Source organism: Streptomyces sp. NPDC001549 (genome assembly GCF_042894025.1).
Taxonomy (GTDB): domain Bacteria; phylum Actinomycetota; class Actinomycetes; order Streptomycetales; family Streptomycetaceae; genus Streptomyces; species Streptomyces kutzneri.
Genome location: NZ_JBIAVJ010000009.1, coordinates 97170 through 112485, shown reverse-complemented (window position 1 = coordinate 112485; position 15316 = coordinate 97170). Strand labels below are relative to the sequence as shown.

Below are 15316 nucleotides of genomic sequence, written 5' to 3'. Positions count from 1 at the left end.
CGTTGACGGGTGCGGCGGACGGCACCCGGCGGCGTCAGCGGGCCGTGTTAGCGTGCGGGCATGCGCGCTCCCATCGGGTCCTTCGACAACGCGGTGCCGGCTCCGGACTGCCTCGCGGAACTCACCCCGCCCGTCGCCGAAGCGGTCCGCGGCTGGGCCGGTGACGTGCCCGCCGAGCAGATCGTCTACGTGGACACCGACCCCGCGATCGCCGACACCGCTGCCTTCGTCGCCCACTACGGGCCGGAGCTCCTCGACGGGTCGGCGAACTGCGTGGTCGTCGCCGCCAAGCGCGGCGGCGCGGTCACCCTCGCCGCCTGCCTCGTGCCCTCCGCCGGCCGGGTCGACGTCAACGGCGCCGTCCGGCGCCACCTGGGCGCACGCAAGGTGTCCTTCGCGCCGATGGAGACGGCCGTGGAGCTGACGGGCATGGAGTACGGGGGCATCACCCCGCTCGGCCTGCCCGAGGACTGGCCGCTCCTGGTGGACGCGGCGGTCGCCGACATGGCGTACGTACTCGTCGGCAGCGGACGCCGCGCGGCAAGCTCATCGCACCCGGGAAGCTGTTCGCGCAGATCCCCGGGGCCGAACTCATCGAGGGCCTCGCACTTCTCTGAGCTCAGGCGATTCCCACGGTGTACGCGGCGCGGTAGCCCTCCCCGTCGGGGACCAGGGCCAGCGTCATCGCGGCCCCGGAGGCGCGGTAGCGGCTGTCACGGGCGTTGGGGTGCTGCGGCGCGCGGCGCTGCGCGTACGGCGTCCGCGCGTACACCCGCACCAGGAGGTCCTCGGGGAAGAAGAACTGCGAGGTCGTCTCGGTACGGCGGTCGGGACGCACCTTGAAGTGGATGTGCGGCGCCAGTCCTGCGTACCAGCCGGGCACGATCGTGCGGAACGTACTGCGCCCGGCGGCGTCCGTGACCTGCGTACCGCGCAGGAAGGTGGCTCCACCGGTGGAGTAGGCGCCCGAGGCGTCGGCGTGCCAGATGTCGACCGCGGCGTCCGTGACCGGCCGGCAGCCCGCCGAGGCCCGTACGACGGTGAGGTCCAGCCGGAACGGCACACCCGTGCGGCCCTCCGTGATGTCGGAGCGGACCCGGTCCAGGTCCAGGTAGTACGGGCCGGCGCCGGCCTCCACGGCGAGGACGCAGGCCGGGGTGCTGCCACCCGGTGACGGCGCGAGGGTCGGTGACGCGGAGGGCTGCCCCGCCGCCCCCCGGGGCCCGGCCGGGCCGGAGCAGGCCGCCGTCAGCGCCGCGACCCCGGCCGATCCGGCGGCCAGCAGGAGGGCACGGCGGCTGGTCGGGGAACTGCCGTTCTCGGTCATGCGAACCTCTCCCGCGTGCGGCGCGACCGTCGCACGGGACGCCCGACTGCCACCGGTCGCGCCCACCGTGCCGGACGGAAGGCGTCCCGGCCACCACCGACACACCCGGCCGGGCAGACCGCACCGCCGTGGGGGATCGACACCTGAACGAGGACGAGAACTGACCTGGTTCACGCCTACGGTGGTGAGGTCACGAGGAGCGACAGGAGAGGAAGAGGCCGATGGACCACTTCGCCCCCGAGGGGTACACCAGCGTCGCGCCGTGGGTCGTCACCGACGACACGGGCGCGCTGCTCGACTTCATCACCGCGGCGTTCGACGGCGAGGAGATCGCCCGGGTCGCGGTCGCGGACGGCAGCATCGGCCACGGGGAGATCCGGGTCGGCGACACGGTCGTGCTGGCCTTCGACCGGCGGCCCGACTGGCCGGTGACGCCCTCCATGCTGCGGATCTACGTGCGCGACGCGGACGCCGCCATGGCCGCGGCCGTCGCCCACGGAGCTCGCGTGGTCACCGAGGCCGCCGACAGCGCGTGGGGGGACCGCGGGGGCCGGGTGCGGGACCCGTTCGGCAACATCTGGTGGGTGGTGAGCCGGGTCGAGGAGGTCGCGCCGGACGAGGCCTGGCGGCGCATGTCCGAGCCGAAGTACGCCGCATCGATGCGCACGGCCCAGCAGACCCTGGACGCCGAACTCAGCGGCCGTCCCACCGGTGTGGCCAGCACGCCGCGGCGGCTGGCCGGTTAGGCCGCCCCTTCCGGGCCTTCCGTACTTTCCGGGCCGGCCAGGCGGTCGAGGCTGCGCGGCTGCGCCGGGTTCAGCCGGAGATCCGCGGCGGCGACGTTCTGTTCGAGGTGGGCGAGTGAGGCTGTGCCGGGGATCGGCACCACGACCGGGGAGCGGGCGAGCAGCCAGGCGAGCAGGAGCTGCGGCGCCGTAGCGCCCAGTTCGGCGCCGATCGCGTCAGGTTCCTTTGCGTGAGCGGGTGTTGCCGCGGCGACCGGGCGCCACGGGAGGAAGGCGGTACCGGCGGCCTCACAGGCCTCCAGCACCGGCTCGTACTCCCGGTCCGGAGGGCGGGCTTGAACTCATCTGATTCCCCTCGTCGCCGCGACGATACCCGCCACCGGCAGCGCTGTTGACCCCTGGCCGGGCGGGGCTACCGTTGACGCTGTTGCCCGGAGACGGCGAAGGGGGAGCTTCATGCTGGACGAGGCGATGGTCGCGCTGGCGGCATCGGTGGGGTCGGGCGTCGTACAGGCCGCCGGAACGGACGCCTGGCTGGCGTTGCGGAACCGGCTGGCCCGGCTCTTCGGCCGCGGGGGCCGGCGGCAGGAGATGGTCCAGCTGGAACGCCTGGACCGGACCGCGGCCGAGCTGACGGCAGCCGGGCAGGACGGCAACGGGCCGGAGGGGAACGGGAACGAGGAGCGGGCCCGGCACGGTGCGGCCTGGCGGACCCGTACCGAGGACCTGCTGGAGCAGTTGGAAGCGGACGAACGGGCCGCGGCCGTGGCGGAGCTCCGGGCCCTGCTCGCCGAGGCCGCGGAAGCGGCGCGCCCGGCCGCCGGGGGATTCACGCGGAACGTGTTCCTCGGCCCGACGGCGGTGGTGTCCGGGGACGGCAACGTCCAGGTGAACCGGTTCGACTCCCGCCCGTGAGGGGGGCGGAGTCCGACACGGGCGACGGCGGGCGCGACGACGGCCGCCGCGGTGATACCTACCGCGGCCCGTCCGGCGTGCAGCGCGGCAGCGGGAACCTCCAGGTCAACTTCCACGAGCACCGCGCCGGTATCGTGTCGGCCTGCGCGGTGGCCCTGGTGTGCGTGGCCACCGTGATCGCCGTCCGGGCGGGCGGCGGCGACCCGGACACCGAGGACGCAGCCCCGCCGCCGGGGAGCACGGCCACGGCCACGGCCACGGCACCGCGTCCGGGTACGGGTACGGGTACGGGTACGGCGGATCCGTCGGGGCTCACCGGGCGGCTGGTCAACCGCGACAGCGATCTGTGCCTACGGGCGCCCGGCACCGACGACGGCCTCGTCCCGGTGCAGGACACCTGCACCGGGGCCGCCGACCGGACCTGGACGCTCGCCCCGCAGGAAGCCGGCGGCGACACCCGCACGCTGCGCAACGCGCACAGCGGCCGGTGTCTGGCCGTGGTGGGCTCGGAGAACTTCGCCCCGGCCGGACAGTTCGCCTGCACCGCCGCCCGGCACGACGGGCAGCACTGGGAACTGCAGTGGGGGAGAGGCGACCGGGCCGGCCAGTTCATGCTGCGCAATGCCGTCAATGCCAAGTGCCTGATGGTCCAGGGCCGCGAGGCGACCCGGCCCGCGGCGCAGACGTCCTGCGGCGACCAGTACGACGACCAGTGGTGGCACCTCGCCCCCTGAGAAAGGGCGGACCGGTCCAGGGCCCGTAACCCGGCCGGACCCCCGTGAAGCCCGAAACGAACGCACACCTGCCCGCGTCCGCCGGGGCTTTCGGAACCGCCGCGGAAAGGGCCCGGCGGCCCGGGATGCGTCACGCCCCGGGCCGCGCGGCGGCATCGTCTCGGGCGCGGGGGCCGGCGGCGCGGACACGCGAGTGAACGAGTGTCCGCAGCATCGCCGCGCCCGCCAGTACCGCGCACCCGTGCAGCACCACCGCGACCGCGAGGTTCTCGGGCGGGCTGGCGCCGACCGGGTCGGCCCACGCCACGTACAGCGTGATGGGCAGCTTCCAGCCGCTCCACGCGAACAGCGAGCCCGACCCGACCCAGCCGAACACCAGAGGCAGCGCGCGTGGCAGGCGGGCAGGCCGCGCCCGGGCGATCATCCCGACGGCGGCGGAGCCGGCCACCGCCCAGAAGGCGGAGACCGCCCCCAGCGCGTACCAGTCGGCGACCCGCTCGGCCGGGTGCGCGATGCCCGCCGTGCCGCCGGCCGCCCAGTAGAGCCAGAGCAGCCCGACCGCCGCACCGACGACGGCCGCCCAGGGCAGCGCCGTGCGCGGGCCGTCGCCGACCCGGCCCGTGAACGCTCCCGGCCAGCGGCGCCGCAGGTACGCGGGGACCGCGACGGCCAGCCCCAGCCCCATCCCCACGAAGCTGAACTGGACCAGTACGCCCTCCCAGACCGGCATGGCCGGATCGGCCGGACCAGCCGGACCCCCGGCCCCGCCGTCCGGTGCGCCGCCGCCCGCATCCAGGAGTGCGCCGAGCACGCCGAACGGGAGGATCGAGACGAGGAACCCCGACCCCACCCACGCGCAGAACGCGACCGGCGCCCCCGGTATCCGCATGCCCCACGGCCGCACCAGCGCGAGCGCCAACGCGATTCCGATCGCGGCCATCCCGACCGTGACGGTGTTGAGCACCAGCCACTCCGCTCTGCCGAACCCGTTGCCGACCGGCAGCAGCCCCATGAGCGAACCCGCCACCCAGGACACCTTGATCAGCAGGTACGGCAGCAGTGCCAAAGCCGCGCCATAGGCCGCTCGTTTCCCGACCCGATCCCACCGTTCCACCCGAACTCCCCTTCCGACGGCCGGAATCCCATCCTCGGAGGTGGCCCCGGGCAGCCGCATCCCCCGCCTGTCGCACCCGCCTCCCCCGTCCGGGGGAGGCGCCGGGATACCACGGGACCACCAGGCCGGGCCGGGCGAGGACCGCGGGCACGAAAATTTCACAACTCGCCCCGGCCCGGGCGCAGTGCGCGGCCAGGGGCGTCCCCGCGCGGTCGCCGCCGTCCGCCGGGACCGTCTCCGGAGCCGGCCACGGGGGCCGGATCCGCGTGCGTTCCCGCGCCCCGGCCCCCGTACGGCGGGCTCGGCAGGAGGAGGTCCCGTTTGGCGTGAACCCGTCTGGTCGGCGGCGCGGACGGAGCGGGCTCCTCCTCCAGGGACACCGGGGAACATCCCAGGCGGCGGTGGCCCGGGACCCGTACCGCGGCGGCGAGTCCGACCCCGCGGCCGGTGCGGGTACCGCGGCCGGGTCCGGCGGGAAATCGCGGTTCCTGGGGCAGCCGCGCGCCGGGCAGAACCGGGGTGCCGTCCGCGTGACGGCGCGAGTGCCCGGCTCGGGGCTGGTCCGACCGGGCCGTGCCTACGTCATGTGCGGAGCACCTTTGCCCAATCATGACCGGGGCATGGCAGGGATGTTACGCGTCCGTGGGCCTCTTGTGAGTGCGTCAGGGCTGGGTCAACCTTTCGTAGGCGACGGCCTGCCGGGCTTCACATTGTCATGACCATGCCTATGTCCATGTCCGCCAGGCCGCCGCTTCACCCCGCAGTGCCCACCAGAGGAGGACCCCCCACATGTCCGTGATGCGTCACACCCGCCGGAGGCTCGCCGGCGTCAGCGCGACCGCCGTCGCCGCCCTCGCGCTCGGCGCCGCCGCCGCGTTACCCGCCTCGGCGGCCGACAGCGGCGCGCAGGGCGTCATCGAGAACGCCGGTGCCGCCGGAACCGTCTCCGGCAGCTACATCGTGACCCTGAAGGACTCCGCCGCACGCTCCACCGCCGACAGCGGCAAGGCCGTCGCCAAGCGGTACGGCGCGAAGATCGACAAGACCTACAGTGCCGCCCTCAACGGCTACTCGGTCGAGGTCTCCGAGGCGCAGGCAAGGAAGCTCGCCGCCGACCCGGCGGTCAAGTCCGTCGTGCAGAACCGTGTCTTCACCGTCGACGCGACCCAGCCCAACCCGCCGTCCTGGGGCCTGGACCGCATCGACCAGCGCGCGCTCCCGCTCAACCAGAGCTACACCTACCCGGACAAGGCCGGCGAGGGCGTCACCGCCTACATCATCGACACCGGTGTCCGCATCACCCACCAGGACTTCGGCACCCGCGCCTCCTACGGCTACGACGCCATCGACAACGACAACACCGCCCAGGACGGCCACGGTCACGGCACGCACGTCGCCGGCACCGTCGCGGGCGGGGCCTACGGCGTGGCCAAGAAGGCCAAGATCGTCGGCGTCCGCGTGCTCGACAACAACGGCAGCGGCACGACGGCCCAGGTCGTCGCGGGCATCGACTGGGTGACCCGCAACGCGGTCAAGCCGGCGGTGGCCAACATGTCGCTCGGCGGCGGAGCGGACTCCGCGCTCGACACGGCCGTGCGCAACTCCATCGCCTCCGGCATCACCTACGGCGTCGCCGCGGGCAACGAGTCCACCAACGCCTCGACGAAGTCCCCGGCGCGCGTGGCCGAGGCCATCACCGTCGGAGCCACCACCAACACCGACGCCAAGGCCAGTTACTCCAACTACGGCACCGTCCTGGACATCTTCGCTCCGGGCTCCTCCATCACCTCCTCGTGGGGCACCGGCGACACGGCCACCAACACCATCTCGGGCACCTCGATGGCCACCCCGCACGTGGTCGGCGCAGCGGCGCTGTACCTGTCGCAGAACCCGGCCGCCACCCCGGCCCAGGTCCGGGACGGCCTGGTGAGCGCAGCGACCCCGAACGTGGTCACCAGCCCCGGTACGGGCTCCCCGAACCTGCTGCTCAACGTGGGTGACGGCGGCACCGTCCCGCCCGGCAAGCGGTTCGAGAACACCGCCGACTACGCGATCAACGACAACGCCACCGTCGAGTCGCCCGTCACCGTCAGCGGGGTCGCCGGCAACGCCCCGGCGGCACTGGCCGTCGCGGTCGACATCAAGCACACCTACATCGGTGACCTCAAGGTGGATCTGGTGGCGCCCGACGGCACCGTCTACACCCTGCACAACCGCACCGGCGGCAGCGCGGACAACATCATCAAGACCTTCACGGTCAACGCCTCCGCCGAGGTCGCCAACGGAGCATGGAAGCTCCGTGTGAACGACAACGCGAACGTCGACACCGGCAAGATCGACTCGTGGGCGCTCCAGTTCTGAGACCAGGAACGGCGCGTGACTTCTGAGCCGCGATGAACAGGCGGGGGCGACCACAGGGCGGTCGCCCCCGCCGCGTTCCGTCCTGCGCGACCCGCACCATCCCGGCACCACATCCCCCGCCGGGCGGTCACAGCGGACGGCAAAAAGAAAAGGCAAGGAGCTTACCCACTCCTTGCCACTCTCAAGATATAGCGCACCAGGGGCCTTGCGGCAAGACCTCGGTCGTGCCGCAGAATCTCCCATCGAAGCCAGAACCTGCCGAAATCAGGGATTCGCGACGTACGTACGGCTATGCCCGCGTACGGGTCCGTGGGACGCGGAGCGGCTGGCGAGACGCAACCTTGCCGAATGGGGGATCTTGATGTTTGACGTGATCGTTGCCGGCGGCGGACCGACCGGTCTGATGCTGGCCTGCGAGCTGAGGTTGCACGGTGTGCACGTGCTCGTACTGGAGAAGGAGACGGAGCCGACCCCGTACGTCCGCGCACTCGGCCTCCACGTGCGCAGCATCGAGGTGATGGCCCAGCGCGGCCTGCTCGACCGGTTCCTCGCGCACGGCCGGCGCTACGAGGTCGGCGGTTTCTTCGCCGGCCTCGGCACGTCGTGGCCGGACGGGATGGACACCGCCCACTCGTACGTCCTCGGCATCCCCCAGACCACCACCGATCGCCTGCTGGCCGAGAGCGCCGTCGAGCTCGGCGCCGAGATCCGGCGCGGCAGTGAACTGGTGGGGCTGAGCCAGGACGAGGACGGGGTGGGCGTCGAGCTGGCCGACGGTACGCGGCTGCGCTCGCGCCATCTCGTCGGCTGCGACGGGGGCCGCAGTACGGTGCGCAAGCTGCTCGGCATCGGCTTCCCCGGTGAGCCCTCCCGGGTCGAGACGCTGCTGGGCGAGATGGAGTTGACCGCGGAGCCCGAGACGCTGGCCGCCGTGATGGCCGAAGTGCGCAAGACGCAGCTTCGGTTCGGCGCGGCGCCGCTCGGGAACGGGGTGTACCGCGTCGTCGTGCCCGCCGCGGGGGTGGCGGAGGACCGGGCCGTCCCGCCGGCCTTCGAGGAGTTCAAGCAACGGCTGCGGGCCGTCGGCGGCACCGACTTCGGCGCGCATTCACCGCGCTGGCTTTCACGGTTCGGCGACGCCACCCGGCAGGCCGAGCGCTACCGGGCCGGCCGGGTGCTGCTGGCCGGCGACGCGGCGCACATCCACCCGCCGACCGGGGGCCAGGGTCTCAACCTCGGCGTCCAGGACGCCTTCAACCTCGGCTGGAAGCTGGCCGCCGAGGTGGGCGGCTGGGCGCCGGAGGGACTGCTGGACACCTACGAGGCCGAACGGCATCCGGTGGCCACCGCGGTGCTGGACAACACCCGCGCGCAGATGGAGCTGATGTCCACGGAGCCCGGCGCCCAGGCCGTGCGCCGACTGCTGTCCGAGCTGATGGAGTTCGAGACCGTCAACCGGTACCTGATCGAGAAGATCACCGCCATCGGGCTCCGCTACGACTTCGGCGAGGGCCACGAACTGCTCGGCCGGCGGCTGCGGGACATCGCGCTGAAGCGGGGGAGCCTCTACGGGCTGATGCACGGCGGCCGCGGACTGCTGCTGGACCAGACCGGCCGGCTCTCGGTGGCGGGCTGGGCGGACCGCGTCGACCACGTCGTCGACGTCAGCGAGGAACTGGAGGTGCCCGCGGTGCTGCTGAGGCCGGACGGCCATGTGGCGTGGGTCGGCGACGATCAGCAGGACCTGATCGACCGATTGCCCGCGTGGTTCGGCGCTGCCACAGACTAGGTTCTGACGTGCATCGGTCATTTTCGGCCATGCGTGCCGAGAATGACCGTCCGAGAGCCACCGTCCCGACGTCCCGACGTCCCGACGTCCCGACGTCCCGACGTTCCGGCCTCCGGGCGTCCGGACATCCCATGGAGAAGTGCATGGCAGTGAACCAGAGGCCGCGCCAGGTCCGGCGGCTCTCCGTCGGCTGGGTCCTCACCCTCACCTTCGATTCCCTGGCCACTGCCCTGGCGTCCCTCGTACTGTGTGGCCTCGGCCTCCTGCTGCCCGGGATCACGGAGGACTATGGCCCCGCCACCGGGCCCACCTCACCCATGGCTCTCGCCTTCTTCGCGGCCGGCCTCGTACTGATGGCGTCCCTGGCCGCGACGGCGACCCTGCTGTCACGCGCCGGGACCGGTCGGGCCCGCCCCCTCGCACTGTGGCTCTCGGCCGCCCGCCTCGCACTGCTGGTGCTCACCGTGGCGACCTTCGTCGCGTACGGCATCCTCACGATCGAGTCATGAGGGAGGGAGGGGGAGGGGGAGAAAGAGGGGGCTGATCCGGTCAACCGTGCCGACCTGCGAGAACGCAGAACCATGCGCGCTGGTTGCCTGCACGATCCTCGCGCTCCTGGGAGGTGGGAACGCAAAGGGTGCTGCAATGGACGCATGTGCCTCGAAGAGCTCCGCACCCTGCTGGCACGGCACGCCCGCCCCGACTGGACCACTGCCGTCGACGGCGTCCTGATCTCGAAGGTCGACCGGCCGGATCCGCCCGCGCCCTCCATGTCGGGCACCGTCCTGGCCGTCATCGCCCAGGGCGCCAAACGACTCGCGCTGGGCGAAAGGGTCTACGAGTACGGAGCCGGGCAGTACCTGGTGGCATCCGTCGACCTGCCGGTCACCGGGCAGTTCACCCAGGCCGCCCCCGACCGGCCGGCCCTGGGCTTCGGCCTCGTGCTCGAACCGTCCGCCGTCGCCGAACTCCTGCTGCAGGCCGGTCCCGGGGACACCCCCCGTACCGGCTCGGGCGCCGCGCCGTCGGGGATCGCCGTCAGCGACGCCCCGCCGGCCCTGCTCGACGCGGTGGTCCGGCTGCTGCGCCTGCTCGACGAACCCCGCGACCGTGCCGTGCTGGCCCCGCTGGTCAAGCGGGAGATCCTGTGGCGTCTGATCACCGGCGAGCAGGGGGCGGCAGTGCGCCAGCTCGGCCTCGCCGACAGCGGCCTCAGTCACGTCTCCCGGGCCGTGCGCTGGATCCGCGAGCACTACGCCGAGCCCTTCCGGGTCGAGGACGTGGCGCGGCTGTCCGGCATGAGCGTGTCCGCGTTCTACCGCCACTTCCAGGCGGTGACCGCGATGAGCCCCATCCAGTTCCAGAAGCAGATCCGGCTCCAGGAGGCCCGGCTGCTGCTCGCCACGCACCCGGGTGACGTCACGGGGGTCGGCCACCGCGTCGGCTACGACAATCCGTCGCAGTTCAGCCGCGAGTACCGCCGCCAGTTCGGCGCACCCCCGAGCCGGGACGCGGCCCGCCTGCGGAACACCGTACGGGCCTCGACCCCCGTCGGCGTCCTGCCCTGACGCAGGAGGATCGTGCAAGGAGAGGCGAGGATAGTTCTACTGTTTGTGCAGGTCAGAGCGATTCAATGGGATCAGAAGTTGTTCCGTGGAGCAGGAAAATGCCTGTCCGCGCGGATCCCGTCACATCGCGAGGGGCACATCAGGAAGACCGTTCTGATCACCGGTACCTCCTCCGGCTACGGGCGGGAGACCGCCCGCTACTTCCACGAGCAGGGGTGGAACGTCATCGCCACCATGCGGACGCCGCGTACGGGCATCCTGCCCGAGTCCGACCGGCTCCGCGTCATCGAGCTCGACGTGACCGAGCCCCGGAGCGTCAGCGCCGCGCTCGAAGCGGCGGGGCCCCTCGACGTCCTGGTCAACAACGCGGGCGTCCCCTCGATCGGAGTGTTCGAGGGCACCCCCATGGCCCGGGTACGGGAGGTCTTCGAGACCAACACGTTCGGCGTGATGGCGATGACGCAGGCGGTACTGCCCCGGTTCCGCGAGCGCGGCTCCGGCGTGGTGGTCAACGTGACCTCCAGCGTGGTGCTGGGCCACATGCCGCTCTCGGCCGTCTACAAGGCGAGCAAGAGGGCCGTCGAGGGGTTCACCGCATCCCTCGCACTCGAACTCGCCCCCTTCGGCGTCCAGGCCAAGACGGTCGAGCCCGGCGCCTGCCTGACGACGAACTTCGCGCACCGGGCGACGAACGGCGAGTCGCCGGAACTGGTTCCGGCGCCCTACGCGGCCTTCGCGAAGAAGGTCATGGAGGAGTTCACGGGCCAGGACCTGTACACCAGGGAGAGCGACGTCGCCGAGACCGTGTGGCGGGCCGCCCACGACACGACCGGCCAGCTGCGGTTCCCGGCCGGCGCCGACGCGGTCCGGCTCGCCCAGGCGAAGTGATCAGGAAGCCGGCGCGCGCGGGACCCGGCGGGCCTCCACCGGCAGGTCCTGCGGGACCGTGGCGGCCCCGTCGGCGCGTACGGCGTCCACCACCGTCTGATGCAGGAGGCGGCTGAACTCCTCGGACTCGCAGCGCACCGGACTGCCGGTCACGGTGAACCAGTCCGAGCCGCCGCTGTACTGCACCGCCACATGGGCCTCCGGGCTCGACCAGGTGGTGTGCACGGTCAGGTCGCCAGTGAGGACTCCCGCCTCGTCGGTGCGTACTCCGCCTCGTCCGGCGAAGACTCCTGTCGTCGTCCACGAAGCCCAGGTCATGGCGCATCGCCCCTCACCACGGAGTACCTCTGATGCTTCCACGCTACGGCCGGTCCGGGATTCTCGCGCACTCGCCGGGGCGCGGGACCTTCAGCCGGGCCGGCGGCGGCGATCAGTGGCCCGCGGCGGCCTTGACCAGGGCGACCGCGGTGCCGATGGCCGCGTCCAGGGCGCCGGCCAGCAGGGCCAGGCCCGTGCCGCCACCCATGCGGATGCCGCCGTACCAGCCCCAGGTGAACAGCCCGGCGACGCTCACCCCGGCCGAGACCAGCAGGGCGGTGTCCACCGCCATCAGGCCGAGCGCCGCCGCACCGATCAGGACCAGCGGTCCCACGGCGGACAACAGCAGCGGGCTGCTGACCGACAGCATGCGGCGCAGCTCGTGGCCGGTCGCCAGCCGGCCGTGGACGACCCGGTGGGCCTGCTGGTCCGCGACCAGCGCGGCCAGCCAGAGGCCCACCGCGGTGGTCACAACGGTCGCGGCGGCTCCGGTGGCGCTGATGTGATCGGAGGCCGCGAGCCCGATCACCACCGAGATCATGGTGATGGTCGCGTACAGACGCTCCTTCAGCCGTGCGGCGGCGAAGCGCGGATCGCGATCGAAGGCCTGCTCGTCGTCCGCGCCGGGGAAGGCGCCGCCCGGGGACCCGGCCGGGGGCGTCGCGTCAGGGGCCATGCCGCCTACGGTAGGGCCGGCCGGCGGCCCTGCCCCGCAGGCGAGCGGGCAGCGCGCCGTCCGGACGACACGGCAGCACCCCTGCGGCGAGACCTGCACGGGACGGCCGAGCATGCCGAGCATGCCGAGCATGCCGAGCGCACCGTGCCCGCCGAGTCCGCCCAGCTGGACCAGCGCTACCCGAGCCGCGCCCGCCTGTCATCCCGCAATGTTCCGGATCCCCTGGTCCGGGCCCCGTTGCTAGGTTCCCAACCGCCAGCCCACACCGCCGCGAGCCGGATCCGTAGCCACCGCCCGGCGCCGCACCCTTCCGACCAGGAGGCCCCGTTGGCCGCGAACCACCCCACCCGCAGGAACATCCTCAAGACCGCCGGCGGGCTCTCGGCCGCGATGGCCCTGGGCGCCGGGGGCGTCCTGTCGGCGGCCTCCCCGGCCGCCGCGGTCGGCGACGGCTTCGGCCTGCGCATCGTCGACCGCAACGAGAACGACCACCGGATGTGGTACTACCGGTTCGACACCGCCGCCATCGGCTGGGACCCGGCGGTGAACGTGCTGCTCCCCGACGACTACCACTGGAGCGGACGCACCTATCCCGTCCTCTACCTCTTCCACGGAGGCGGCACGGACCAGGACTTCATCACCTTCGACCGGGAGCGCATCCGCGACTGGACCGCCGGCAAGCCGATCATCGTGGTGATGCCGGACGGCGGCCACGCGGGCTGGTACTCCAACCCGGTGAGCTCCAACGTCGGTCCCCGGAACTGGGAGCACTTCCACATCGCTCAGCTGCTGCCGTGGGTCGAGGCGAACTTCCGTACCTTCGCCGAGTACGACGGCCGTGCGGTCGGCGGCTTCTCGATGGGAGGCTTCGGCGCGCTGAAGTACGCCGCCAAGTACTGGGGCCACTTCGCCTCGGTCAGCGCCCACTCCGGCCCGGCCAGCATGCGCCGCGACAACGGCCTCGTGACCCACTGGGCCAACCTCTCCTCCGCGGCCCTGGACCTGGGCGGCGGTACGGTCTACGGCGCGCCGCTGTGGGACGAGGCGCGGGTGAACGCGGACAACCCGGTGCAGCGCATCGAGAGCTACCGCAACAAGCGGGTCTTCCTGGTCGCGGGCACCAGTCCCGACCCGATCAGCTGGTTCGACACCGCCAACGAGACCCAGGTGCTCGCCGGTCAGCGGGAGTTCCGCGGCCTCCTCGACCGCGCCGGGATCCCGCACGAGTCGCACGAGGTGCCCGGTGGCCACTTCGTCCGCCACGACCTGCTGGACCACGACATCAACGGCATCATCGCGCGGCTCCGCAAGGCCTGACCGGCTCGACGACCCAGGGGGAGGAACGTCACGTGCTTCTCGGTATGCCCCGAATATCCCAATCCGCGTCGGTACTGGTTCTGGCGGCGGCCGCTGCGGTGGTGCCGGCGCTGGCGGCCCCGTCCACGGCCGCTGCCCGGCCCGCCGGGTTCGCCGCCTCGTGCCCGACGTCCGGCTTCATATCCCAGTACTACAGCCAGGCGCACAACGGCATCGACATCGCGAACGACTACGGCACACCGATCCACGCCGTGGGCGACGGCGAGGTCACCATCTCGGGCTACGAACCCGGCTACGGCCAGTGGATCCGCATCCGGCACGGCGACGGAACGGTGACCGAGTACGGGCACATGCAGCAGCGGGACGTCGCCGTGGGCGACCGCGTGACGGCCGGACAGCGCATCGCTCTCATGGGCAGCGAGGGCCAGTCCAGCGGCCCCCACCTCCATCTGCGGGTCTGGGCCGACGCGAACACGAGCATCCGCACCGACCCCGTCCCCTACCTCGCCGAGCGCGGCGTGGAGATGCCCTGCACACCGGGCCAAGGACCCGGCCCCGGTCCGGCCCCGGTCGTGCATCCGGTGGAGTCGGGCCGGGTGGTGTCGGCCCGGTCGGCGGACGGCCGGCTGGAGGTGTTCGCGGGGGGCGCCGACGGCGTCCACCACGCCTGGCAGACGGCCGCCAGCGGTGACTGGTCCGCGTGGGAGAAGCTGAGCGGCCCGGGCAACGCCGAGCTCGCCATCTCACCCAACGCGGACGGCCGGCTCGAACTCCTGGCCATCAACGGCAGCACCTTCCAGCACCGCTATCAGACCGCGCCCTCGGGCGGCTGGTCCGGGTGGGAATCCTTCGGGGGCGGGGGCCGTGACATCGCGGCCGGTGCCCATGCGGACGGCCGTATCGAGGTGTTCGCCTCCGGTCCGGCCGGGATCTTCCACCGGTACCAGAGCGCGCCCAACGGCGGCTGGTCCGCATGGGAGCCGACGGGCGGCGGACCGGCCCTCGGTCGCATCGAGATGGAGAAGTCTGCTGACGGTCGGCTGGAGGTGTTCGCGGTCAACGGGGACACCTTCCAGCACCAGTACCAGACGGCCGTGAACGGCGGCTGGTCTTCCTGGGAGAACTTCGGGGGCGGTGGACACGACCTCACCGTCGACCACAATGCCGACGGCCGCCTGGAGGTCTTCGCCTCCGGTCCGGTCGGTGTCTTCCACAAGTACCAGACCAGTGCGGCAAGTTGGTCCGAGTGGGAACCCTCCGGCGGGCCCGCCGACGCGCAGCTCACCAGCGACCGTACGGCCGACGGCCGTGTCGAAGTCTTCGCCGTCAACAGCGGCGTGGCCATGAAGACCTGGCAGACCGGAGTCAACGCGCCCTACGGCGAATGGGCCGACTTCGGCGGTGGTGGCACGGAAATCACCGCCACCACCAATGCGGACGGCCGTATCGAGGTCTTCGGGACCAGCGGCGCCGGTGTCTTCCACAAGTGGCAGACCGGCTTCTCCACCTGGTCCGACTGGGCCTGGGTCGGCAACACCGCCGGCCCCGCCGTCAACTGACCCG

At 72.5% G+C, this 15316-nt stretch carries 14 protein-coding genes and 2 pseudogenes; 11 read left to right on the top strand and 5 right to left on the bottom strand.

Features of this window, described 5'->3' with window-relative positions; translation table 11 throughout:
* The first annotated feature begins 60 nt into the window (after window positions 1-60).
* Window positions 61-617 (top strand): annotated as a pseudogene (locus ACFY04_RS17510) (YbaK/EbsC family protein).
* 2 nt (window positions 618-619) lie between these two features.
* On the opposite strand, the gene ACFY04_RS17505 reads toward ACFY04_RS17510, so the two are convergent.
* Window positions 620-1327, bottom strand: a complete 708-nt coding sequence (locus ACFY04_RS17505; protein ID WP_389117577.1) for an intradiol ring-cleavage dioxygenase — start codon at window positions 1325-1327, stop codon at window positions 620-622.
* 221 nt (window positions 1328-1548) lie between these two features.
* Here ACFY04_RS17505 and ACFY04_RS17500 point away from each other — a divergent pair, with 221 nt between their 5' ends.
* A complete protein-coding gene (locus ACFY04_RS17500) occupies window positions 1549-2073 on the top strand; it encodes a VOC family protein (protein ID WP_389117575.1) in 525 nt (174 codons plus the stop codon).
* Here the strand turns inward: ACFY04_RS17500 and ACFY04_RS17495 are convergent.
* Window positions 2070-2396, bottom strand: a pseudogene (locus ACFY04_RS17495) (aldo/keto reductase); the annotation flags it as partial. The gene ACFY04_RS17500 and the pseudogene ACFY04_RS17495 sit on opposite strands and share 4 nt — an antisense overlap.
* Window positions 2397-2529: 133 nt before the next feature.
* Between ACFY04_RS17495 and ACFY04_RS17490 the strand changes: the two are divergent.
* Complete coding sequence (locus ACFY04_RS17490; RefSeq protein WP_389117572.1) at window positions 2530-2988, top strand: hypothetical protein; 459 nt, start codon at window positions 2530-2532, stop codon at window positions 2986-2988.
* A complete protein-coding gene (locus ACFY04_RS17485; protein ID WP_389117570.1) occupies window positions 2985-3722 on the top strand; it encodes an RICIN domain-containing protein in 738 nt (245 codons plus the stop codon). The genes ACFY04_RS17490 and ACFY04_RS17485 overlap by 4 nt, the downstream gene beginning before the upstream one ends.
* A 130-nt stretch (window positions 3723-3852) precedes the next feature.
* On the opposite strand, the gene ACFY04_RS17480 is transcribed toward ACFY04_RS17485, so the two are convergent.
* Window positions 3853-4788: a hypothetical protein gene (locus ACFY04_RS17480; RefSeq protein ID WP_389117568.1), complete on the bottom strand. Its 936-nt coding sequence runs from the start codon at window positions 4786-4788 to the stop codon at window positions 3853-3855.
* Window positions 4789-5625: 837 nt separating this feature from the next.
* Here ACFY04_RS17480 and ACFY04_RS17475 point away from each other — a divergent pair.
* The 5 genes from ACFY04_RS17475 (at window position 5626) to ACFY04_RS17455 (ending at window position 11442) form a co-directional block, all read left to right on the top strand.
* A complete protein-coding gene (locus ACFY04_RS17475; protein WP_389117566.1) occupies window positions 5626-7197 on the top strand; it encodes a S8 family serine peptidase in 1572 nt (523 codons plus the stop codon).
* A gap of 361 nt (window positions 7198-7558) precedes the next feature.
* Complete coding sequence (gene rox / locus ACFY04_RS17470) at window positions 7559-8986, top strand: rifampin monooxygenase (protein WP_389117564.1); 1428 nt, start codon at window positions 7559-7561, stop codon at window positions 8984-8986.
* A gap of 143 nt (window positions 8987-9129) precedes the next feature.
* Window positions 9130-9495: a hypothetical protein gene (locus ACFY04_RS17465; RefSeq protein ID WP_389117561.1), complete on the top strand. Its 366-nt coding sequence runs from the start codon at window positions 9130-9132 to the stop codon at window positions 9493-9495.
* A 144-nt stretch (window positions 9496-9639) separates the two neighbouring features.
* Window positions 9640-10554, top strand: a complete 915-nt coding sequence (locus ACFY04_RS17460; protein ID WP_389117559.1) for an AraC family transcriptional regulator N-terminal domain-containing protein — start codon at window positions 9640-9642, stop codon at window positions 10552-10554.
* Between the two features lie 138 nt (window positions 10555-10692).
* On the top strand, window positions 10693-11442 hold the full coding sequence (locus tag ACFY04_RS17455; RefSeq protein ID WP_389117793.1) for an SDR family oxidoreductase: 750 nt from the start codon (window positions 10693-10695) through the stop codon (window positions 11440-11442).
* On the opposite strand, the gene ACFY04_RS17450 is transcribed toward ACFY04_RS17455, so the two are convergent.
* Both ACFY04_RS17450 and ACFY04_RS17445 read right to left on the bottom strand, forming a co-directional pair.
* Window positions 11443-11760: a hypothetical protein gene (locus tag ACFY04_RS17450; protein ID WP_389117557.1), complete on the bottom strand. Its 318-nt coding sequence runs from the start codon at window positions 11758-11760 to the stop codon at window positions 11443-11445.
* A 112-nt stretch (window positions 11761-11872) separates the two neighbouring features.
* Complete coding sequence (locus ACFY04_RS17445; RefSeq protein ID WP_389117555.1) at window positions 11873-12436, bottom strand: hypothetical protein; 564 nt, start codon at window positions 12434-12436, stop codon at window positions 11873-11875.
* A gap of 327 nt (window positions 12437-12763) precedes the next feature.
* On the opposite strand from ACFY04_RS17445, the gene ACFY04_RS17440 reads away from it, so the two are divergent.
* A complete protein-coding gene (locus ACFY04_RS17440) occupies window positions 12764-13753 on the top strand; it encodes an alpha/beta hydrolase (RefSeq protein WP_389117553.1) in 990 nt (329 codons plus the stop codon).
* Between the two features lie 44 nt (window positions 13754-13797).
* Window positions 13798-15312 carry a peptidoglycan DD-metalloendopeptidase family protein gene (locus ACFY04_RS17435; protein WP_389117791.1) on the top strand — a complete coding sequence of 505 codons (1515 nt, stop codon included), beginning with the start codon at window positions 13798-13800 and terminating at the stop codon, window positions 15310-15312.
* Window positions 15313-15316 lie beyond the last annotated feature (4 nt).